The organism is Cellulomonas citrea, assembly GCF_009829685.1.
Classification (GTDB): Bacteria; Actinomycetota; Actinomycetes; order Actinomycetales; family Cellulomonadaceae; genus Cellulomonas; species Cellulomonas citrea.
On record NZ_VWSD01000182.1, the window covers coordinates 1 to 5,175 of the forward strand.

Sequence of the window (5,175 nt, forward strand, 5' to 3'; positions counted from 1 at the left end):
GGCCGGAACCGCGCCGCCACCGAGGCGTCGACCGCGACGGCAGCACCCGTGCGAGGGTTGCGCACGGTCCGGGCGGGCCGCGCGACCGGCTCGAACGTACCGAAGCCGACGAGCGTCACGCGCTCACCGGCCGCGAGCTCGGCCGTGACGGCCTCGAGCACCGCGTCGACGACGAGAGCTGCCTGCGCCCGGGTCCCCGCCACAGCGGCCACCCGGTCCACGATCTGCGACTTGCCCACCATGTCCGCACCCTCCCTCGATGGTCTGCCCGAGGGAACGGTACGAGCAGCCGGCCTGGTCACGGCCGCGGCGCGCCGCGCACCAGGTCACGACGGTCCGGGCGCCGCCCGGGCCGCGAGACCCGGGCGGCGGCACCTCAGGCCGGACGAGCCGGGGTGATCGGCACGGTCGGCAGGTGACGAGCGGGCAACGTGCGCGGACGCCAGGACTCGCGGGAGGCCTCGAACGCCGTGATCTCGTCGGCGTGCTGCAACGTGAGGCCGATGTCGTCCAGGCCCTCCATGAGGCGCCAGCGGGTGTAGTCGTCCACCGTGAACGGCACCGTGACGTCGTCGCACACGACGGTCCGCGCGGCCAGGTCGACCGTCACCTCGGTGCCCGGACGGCTCTCCAGGATCTTCCAGAGCAGCTCGACGTCCTCGGCGGAGACCTGGGCCGCGAGCAGCCCCTGCTTGCCCGAGTTGCCGCGGAAGATGTCCGCGAACCGCGGCGAGATGACGACCTTGAAGCCGTAGTCCTTGAGCGCCCAGACGGCGTGCTCACGCGAGGAGCCGGTGCCGAAGTCCGGCCCCGCCACCAGCACCGAACCGGCGGTGTACGCGGGCTGGTTGAGCACGAAGGCCGGGTCGCCGCGCCAGGCCGCGAACAGCGCGTCCTCGAACCCCGTGCGCGTGACCCGCTTGAGGTAGACGGCCGGGATGATCTGGTCGGTGTCGACGTTGCTGCGACGCAGCGGGACCCCGACGCCGGTGTGCTGGGTGAACTTCTCCATCGTCGTCTCCTTGCTCGTCGTCGCGGTCAGAGGACGGCCGGCGCGGCCGGGTCCAGGGGCGCGAGCGGACTGCCGTCGAAGCTGGACAGGTCGGTGCCGGCCGGCAGGTCGAGGTCGGCGAGCGAGGACAGCGTGCCGCGGATGGCGGTGGCGGCCGCGACCAGCGGCGAGACCAGGTGCGTACGCCCGCCCTTGCCCTGACGACCCTCGAAGTTGCGGTTCGACGTGGAGGCCGAGCGCTCCCCCGGTGCCAGCTGGTCGGGGTTCATGCCCAGGCACATCGAGCAACCCGCGTTGCGCCACTCCGCACCGAAGTCCGTGAAGATGACGTCGAGGCCCTCGACCTCGGCCTGCAGGCGCACCCGGGCCGAGGCGGGCACGACGAGCACCCGGACGCTGTCGGCCTTGCGGCGGCCCTTGACCACCTTCGCGACCGAGCGCAAGTCCTCGATGCGGCCGTTGGTGCACGAGCCGATGAACACGGTGTCGACCGGGATCTCGCGCAGCGGCTGCCCCGGGGTCAGACCCATGTACTCGATGGCCCGCTCCGCCGCGGTCCGCTCGGCCTCGTCGGCGATGAGCTCGGGGACCGGCACGGCCGCGGACAGCGGCAGGCCCTGACCCGGGTTGGTGCCCCAGGTGACGAACGGCTCGAGGTCGGCCGCACGCAGCACGACCTCGGCGTCGAACACGGCGTCGTCATCGGTGCGCAGGGTCTTCCAGTACTCGACCGCGGCGTCCCAGTCGGCCCCCTCGGGCGCGTGCGGGCGGCCCTTGAGGTAGGCGAACGTGGTCTCGTCGGGCGCGATCATGCCGGCCCGGGCACCGGCCTCGATGGACATGTTGCAGACCGTCATGCGGCCCTCCATCGACAGCGCGCGGATCGCGTCGCCGCGGTACTCCAGGACATAGCCCTGGCCGCCGCCGGTGCCGATCTTGGCGATGATCGCCAGGATGATGTCCTTGGCGGTCGCCCCGGGCGGCAGCTCGCCCTCGACGGTGATCGCCATCGTCTTGAACGGGGTGAGCGGCAGGGTCTGGGTGGCGAGCACGTGCTCGACCTCGGACGTGCCGATGCCGAACGCCAGGGCGCCGAACGCCCCGTGGGTCGAGGTGTGCGAGTCGCCGCAGACCACCGTGAGCCCCGGCTGGGTGAGGCCCAGCTGCGGGCCGACCTGGTGCACGATCCCCTGGTCGGAGTCGCCGAGGGAGTGCAGCCGGACACCGAACTCGGCCGCGTTGGCACGCAGCGTGTCGATCTGCGTGCGGCTCGTCAGGTCCGCGATCGGCAGGTCGATGTCCAGCGTCGGGGTGTTGTGGTCCTCGGTGGCCAGGGTGAGGTCCGGCCGGCGCACGCGACGCCCGGCGAGCCGCAGACCCTCGAACGCCTGCGGGCTGGTGACCTCGTGCACGAGGTGCAGGTCGATGTACAGCAGGTCCGGTGCGCCGTCCTGCCCCTGACGCACGACGTGCGCGTCCCAGACCTTCTCCGCCAACGTGCCGGTCATCGTCGTTCCCACCTCTCAGGTCGTGACGTCCAGCACTGCACCGCCGCGTCGGGGTGAGTGTGGGGCGTCGGTCGCGCTTCTCGCTTGCATCTCAGCCTGCGAGACGCCAGTATCGTCCTATGGACAACTCTAGCGGAGTCGGCGTCCTGGACAAGGCCGCCTCCGTGCTCGCAGCGCTCGAGGCCGGACCCGCCACGCTCGCCCAGCTGGTCGCCGCCACCCATCTTGCCCGACCCACCGCCCACCGCCTGGCCGTGGCCCTCGAGCACCACCGTCTGGTGGCCCGGGACATGCAGGGACGGTTCGTCCTGGGTCCCCGGCTGTCGGAGCTGGCGACCGCGGCCGGTGAGGACCGCCTGCTCGCCGCGGCCAACCCGGTGCTCGCCGCGCTGCGCGACCACACCGGCGAGAGCGCCCAGCTCTACCGCCGCCAGGGCGACCAGCGCATCTGCGTCGCCGCGGCCGAACGCCCCATCGGGCTGCGGGACTCGATCCCGGTCGGTGCCACGCTCACGATGCAGGCCGGCTCTGCCGCCCAGGTGCTGCTCGCCTGGGAGGAGCCCGACCGGCTGCACCGCGGGCTGCAGGGCGCCAAGTTCACCGCGACGATCCTGTCCGGGGTGCGCCGACGGGGCTGGGCCCAGTCGGTCTCCGAGCGCGAGGTCGGCGTGGCCTCGGTCTCGGCTCCCGTGCGCGGGCCGTCCGGCCGCGTGGTCGCGGCCGTCTCGATCTCCGGCCCGATCGAGCGACTGACCCGCCAGCCCGGCCGGCTGCACGCCGCCGCCGTCGTGTCGGCCGCCAACCGGCTGTCGGAGGTGCTGCGCCGCACCGGCGACTGACGGCGCGGCGGCACGCGGGTCGTCGCGGACGAGGCGCCCCGCACGACGCAGCGCTGCACAACGAGCCTGCACAACGAGAAAGGCCCGGTCTGATGACCGGGCCTTTCGACGTACCCCCGACCGGATTCGAACCGGCGCTACCGCCGTGAGAGGGCGGCGTGCTAGGCCGCTACACAACGGGGGCCTGCACTGTCCCGGGTCTCCCCGGAACGAACCGACAGCCTACCCGATGATGCACCGGGAGACTGACGACCGCTGGGGTACCAGGACTCGAACCTAGACTAAGTGAACCAGAATCACTCGTGCTGCCAATTACACCATACCCCATGGGGCACGCTGACCGGCCTCTGACCTGCGCGGACGCACCAAGGTGAGCCGTGAAGGTCGAGAAGTGGATGTCGTGCCGACGGAGCACCATACCTGAGCCCGGGCGTGCCGGTCCAACTGGCGCCCCAGGGCCGGGACGACGGGACCCGCACCGCACCGCGACCCCGTCACTCGCGCGGGATGCGACCGATCTCGCTCACGTCGTACCAGAGCAGGTCTCGGACCTCGAGGTCGTCGGCGGCCGCCGCGTCACCGGCCAGCGCACCACGGACGTCCTGCGCGGCTTGCGGCTCGTCGACGAGCAGGCAGTCGGCGTCCCTGAGCGTGACCGGGCCGAGCAGCTCGACGAGCGACGGTGGCCCCTGCACGGCGCTGGCCGGGCCGGTGAGCGAGTCGCTCACCTCGACCGCGACGACCACCCGAAGACGCGGCGCCGTCGGCGCAGCGGCGAGCAGAGCCATCGACTCGTCGGCCGCCGCGAGCTGGGCCACGAACTCCAGCCCCTCCTCGTCCTCGTCGGGCAGCGCGGCCCGCAGCGCGGGCGTCACGGCATGGGCGGCTCGCGGCGACAGCGCGTCGTCCGGCCGCAGGACCTCGTCGAGAGTGGCGGGCAGGTAGAGGCGCACCTGCACAGTGTGCCCCCTGCCTCCCGGCTGCGACCGACTACCCGACGGCGATCAGCCGCGCCGCGAGCTCGCCCAGCGCGCGCCGCCCGGCCGAACCGGGGACGACCTCACGCAGCGTGCGCCCCTCGCGCAGGGCGGTGTCGAACGCGTCGCGGTCGTCGGGGATGACGTGCGCGCGCTCGACGCCGGCATACCGGGACAGGGCCTCACGGACCGCGAGCGCCGGGGTCGGGCCCGCGACCGACGAACGCACCCGGTTGACCACGACGAGGCGTTCGGCGCCCACCCCGGTGTCGGTGAGCTCGGACAGACCCCGGATCAGCCGATGCATGCCGACCGGGTCACCTGCACCGACGACGACCACCACATCGGCGGCTGCCAGCGCACTGAGCGTGGCTGCGTTGCGCCGGGGCGCTCGGGTGTCGTAGCTGAGCACCTCGTCCTGCTCGAGGCTGAACCCGGTGTCCACGACCACCCAGTCGGCGAGGGCCCGGCCCAGCCGCCACACCACGTCGAGCGCGGGACCGGCCAGCTCGGCCCATCGGTCGGCCCGGGCGATCCCGGACAGCAGCCGCAGGTCCGGAGCCAGCAGCGGGGCCAGCCGGGCGAGGGTGGCCAGGTCCAGCGTGCCCTGGGCGGCCGCCCGGGCCGCCGCCGCGAGACCCGGCGCCTCGTCGAGCAGCCCGACCACCTGGGCGACCGAGCCGCCGTACGTGTCGGCGTCCACCAGCAGCGTGCTGCCGTGCCCGGCCGCCAGCTCGGCCGCGAGGTTGACCGCCACGCAGGTGCGCCCCGGCGCGCCGGTCGGCCCCCAGACGGCCACGAGACGTCCCCGGGCCGTCGGGACGGGCACGGCAGCGACG

6 protein-coding genes and 2 tRNA genes are annotated in these 5,175 nt (G+C 73.4%); 1 reads left to right on the forward strand and 7 read right to left on the reverse strand.

Features of this window, described 5'->3' with window-relative positions; genetic code table 11:
* From F2B26_RS14375 to leuC, 3 genes are all read right to left on the reverse strand, one after another.
* Nucleotides 1–242: HU family DNA-binding protein (locus tag F2B26_RS14375; RefSeq protein WP_268891113.1), on the reverse strand; the 242-nt coding region annotated here is incomplete at its 3' end.
* Between the two features lie 134 nt (nucleotides 243–376).
* Nucleotides 377–1,012 (reverse strand): 3-isopropylmalate dehydratase small subunit, encoded by a 636-nt coding sequence (leuD, locus tag F2B26_RS14380; RefSeq protein ID WP_159810535.1) that lies wholly within the window; start codon nucleotides 1,010–1,012, stop codon nucleotides 377–379.
* A 26-nt stretch (nucleotides 1,013–1,038) separates the two neighbouring features.
* Entirely contained in the window at nucleotides 1,039–2,520 is a 1,482-nt protein-coding gene (gene leuC / locus F2B26_RS14385; RefSeq protein WP_159810537.1) for a 3-isopropylmalate dehydratase large subunit, read from the reverse strand.
* 119 nt (nucleotides 2,521–2,639) lie between these two features.
* Between leuC and F2B26_RS14390 the strand changes: the two genes are divergently transcribed.
* Nucleotides 2,640–3,359: an IclR family transcriptional regulator gene (locus F2B26_RS14390; RefSeq protein WP_159810539.1), complete on the forward strand. Its 720-nt coding sequence runs from the start codon at nucleotides 2,640–2,642 to the stop codon at nucleotides 3,357–3,359.
* A gap of 111 nt (nucleotides 3,360–3,470) precedes the next feature.
* Here F2B26_RS14390 and F2B26_RS14395 read toward each other — a convergent pair.
* From F2B26_RS14395 to F2B26_RS14410, 4 genes are all read right to left on the reverse strand, one after another.
* Nucleotides 3,471–3,543 (reverse strand) — tRNA-Glu (locus F2B26_RS14395).
* A 71-nt stretch (nucleotides 3,544–3,614) separates the two neighbouring features.
* A tRNA-Gln gene (locus tag F2B26_RS14400) sits at nucleotides 3,615–3,686 on the reverse strand.
* Nucleotides 3,687–3,853: 167 nt separating this feature from the next.
* The gene (locus F2B26_RS14405; protein WP_159810541.1) at nucleotides 3,854–4,312 is read right to left on the reverse strand and encodes a DUF6912 family protein; all 459 of its coding nucleotides are present in this window, start codon (nucleotides 4,310–4,312) and stop codon (nucleotides 3,854–3,856) included.
* Between the two features lie 37 nt (nucleotides 4,313–4,349).
* Nucleotides 4,350–5,175 (reverse strand): CpaE/TadZ family protein (locus F2B26_RS14410; RefSeq protein WP_369122551.1); only part of this gene is annotated, 826 nt, incomplete at its 5' end.

Bases quoted from the DNA above. Each gene is read 5' to 3' on its own strand.
- leuC (WP_159810537.1), bottom strand. From the start codon at position 2,520: ATGACCGGCACGTTGGCGGAGAAGGTCTGGGACGCGCACGTCGTGCGT.
- F2B26_RS14390 (WP_159810539.1), top strand. From the start codon at position 2,640: ATGGACAACTCTAGCGGAGTCGGCGTCCTGGACAAGGCCGCCTCCGTG.
- leuD (WP_159810535.1), bottom strand. From the start codon at position 1,012: ATGGAGAAGTTCACCCAGCACACCGGCGTCGGGGTCCCGCTGCGTCGC.